Annotated in this window: 1 rRNA gene; it reads right to left on the bottom strand. The window is 52.5% G+C overall.

Annotated features, from left to right (window positions below):
- A 23S ribosomal RNA gene (locus AB5Y92_RS18265) occupies positions 1 to 2,843 on the bottom strand; the annotation flags it as partial.
- Positions 2,844 to 2,998: the final 155 nt, after the last annotated feature.

The raw sequence follows: 2,998 nt of genomic DNA, 5'->3' as shown, positions 1-2,998 counted from the left end.
CTGCGCTTACACACCCCACCTATCAACGTTGTGGTCTCCAACGGCCCTTTAGGACCCTCAAGGGGTCAGGGATGACTCATCTCAGGGCTCGCTTCCCGCTTAGATGCTTTCAGCGGTTATCGATTCCGAACTTAGCTACCGGGCAGTGCCACTGGCGTGACAACCCGAACACCAGAGGTTCGTTCACTCCGGTCCTCTCGTACTAGGAGCAACTCCCTTCAATCATCCAACGCCCACGGCAGATAGGGACCGAACTGTCTCACGACGTTCTGAACCCAGCTCGCGTACCACTTTAAATGGCGAACAGCCATACCCTTGGGACCGACTTCAGCCCCAGGATGTGATGAGCCGACATCGAGGTGCCAAACACCGCCGTCGATATGAACTCTTGGGCGGTATCAGCCTGTTATCCCCGGAGTACCTTTTATCCGTTGAGCGATGGCCCTTCCATTCAGAACCACCGGATCACTATGACCTACTTTCGTACCTGCTCGACCTGTCCGTCTCGCAGTTAAGCTGGCTTATGCCATTGCACTAACCTCCTGATGTCCGACCAGGATTAGCCAACCTTCGTGCTCCTCCGTTACTCTTTGGGAGGAGACCGCCCCAGTCAAACTACCCACCAGGCACTGTCCGCGAGCCCGATTCAGGGCCCTGCGTTAGAACATCAAACATACAAGGGTGGTATTTCAAGGACGGCTCCAGCGCAACTGGCGTCACGCCTTCAAAGCCTCCCACCTATCCTACACATGTAGGTTCAATGTTCAGTGCCAAGCTGTAGTAAAGGTTCACGGGGTCTTTCCGTCTAGCCGCGGGTACACCGCATCTTCACGGCGAATTCGATTTCACTGAGTCTCGGGTGGAGACAGCATGGCCATGGTTACACCATTCGTGCAGGTCGGAACTTACCCGACAAGGAATTTCGCTACCTTAGGACCGTTATAGTTACGGCCGCCGTTTACCGGGGCTTCGATCAAGAGCTTCGCTTGCGCTAACCCCATCAATTAACCTTCCGGCACCGGGCAGGTGTCACACCCTATACGTCCACTTTCGTGTTTGCAGAGTGCTGTGTTTTTGATAAACAGTCCCAGCCATCTGGTCACTGCGACTCCCGACAGCTCCATCCGCAAGGGACTTCACCATCAAGAGCGAACCTTCTCCCGAAGTTACGGTTCTATTTTGCCTAGTTCCTTCACCCGAGTTCTCTCAAGCGCCTTGGTATTCTCTACCCGACCACCTGTGTCGGTTTGGGGTACGATGACTTGTAATCTGAAGCTTAGAGGCTTTTCCTGGAAGCAGGGCATCAATGGCTTCCACACCGTAGTGTGTTCGTCTCGTGTCTCAGTGTTGTGTCTCCGGATTTGCCTAGAAACACCACCTACGCACTTTCACCAGGACAACCGTCGCCTGGCCCACCTAGCCTTCTCCGTCCCCCCATCGCAATTACAAGTCGTGCAGGAATATTAACCTGCTTCCCATCGACTACGCCTTTCGGCCTCGCCTTAGGGGTCGACTCACCCTGCCCCGATTAACGTTGGACAGGAACCCTTGGTCTTCCGGCGAGGAGGCTTTTCACCCCCTTTATCGTTACTTACGTCAGCATTCGCACTTCTGATATCTCCAGCATACCTCTCGATACACCTTCGCAGACTTACAGAACGCTCCCCTACCACTCACACATAAGTGTGAATCCGCGGCTTCGGTGCCTGGTTTGAGCCCCGTTACATCTTCCGCGCAGGCCGACTCGACTAGTGAGCTATTACGCTTTCTTTAAATGATGGCTGCTTCTAAGCCAACATCCTAGCTGTCTGAGCCTTCCCACATCGTTTCCCACTTAACCAGAACTTTGGGACCTTAGCCGGCGGTCTGGGTTGTTTCCCTCTTCACGACGGACGTTAGCACCCGCCGTGTGTCTCCCGGATATTACTTACTGGTATTCGGAGTTTGCATGGGGTTGGTAAGTCGGGATGACCCCCTAGCCCAAACAGTGCTCTACCCCCAGTAGTATTCGTCCGAGGCGCTACCTAAATAGCTTTCGGGGAGAACCAGCTATCTCCGAGTTTGATTGGCCTTTCACCCCCAGCCACAGGTCATCCCCTAACTTTGCAACGTTAGTGGGTTCGGTCCTCCAGTTGATGTTACTCAACCTTCAACCTGCCCATGGCTAGATCACCCGGTTTCGGGTCTACACCTTGCAACTAGACGCCCAGTTAAGACTCGGTTTCCCTACGGCTCCCCTATACGGTTAACCTCGCTACAAAATGTAAGTCGCTGACCCATTATACAAAAGGTACGCAGTCACCCCGAAGGGCTCCCACTGCTTGTACGTACACGGTTTCAGGTTCTATTTCACTCCCCTCACAGGGGTTCTTTTCGCCTTTCCCTCACGGTACTGGTTCACTATCGGTCAGTCAGGAGTATTTAGCCTTGGAGGATGGTCCCCCCATATTCAGACAGGATGTCACGTGTCCCGCCCTACTCGATTTCACATCAAGGTTGTTTTCGTGTACGGGGCTATCACCCTGTATCGCCGGCCTTTCCAGGACCGTTCCACTAACTTCCAAGATGCTTAAGGGCTAATCCCCGTTCGCTCGCCGCTACTGAGGGAATCTCGGTTGATTTCTTTTCCTCGGGGTACTTAGATGTTTCAGTTCTCCCGGTTCGCCTCTGTTACCTATGTATTCAGTAACAGATACCCGAGTTATCTCGGGTGGGTTTCCCCATTCGGAAATCTGTGAGTAATAGCGTCTCTTACCGACTTCTCACAGCTTATCGCAGGTTAGTACGTCCTTCATCGCCTCTGACTGCCAAGGCATCCACCATGTACGCTTAGTCACTTAACCATACAACCCCAAGAAGTGTCGTCGAAACAACGCAACTTGTTGCTGTACAACAAGGACCAAATAAAATTTGGTTTTCGCCAAGAAGTTTCCAAAGCACTTGTAACAAATGTTTGAGAACTACTTTTTAAATCAGCTTTCCAGATTGTTAAAGAGCA

Source organism: Aeromonas sp. R1-1 (assembly GCF_040908495.1).
In the GTDB taxonomy this organism is placed as follows: domain Bacteria; phylum Pseudomonadota; class Gammaproteobacteria; order Enterobacterales; family Aeromonadaceae; genus Aeromonas; species Aeromonas veronii.
Note: the sequence above shows the minus strand (reverse complement) of the source record. Positions and strands in the feature narration are given on the sequence as shown.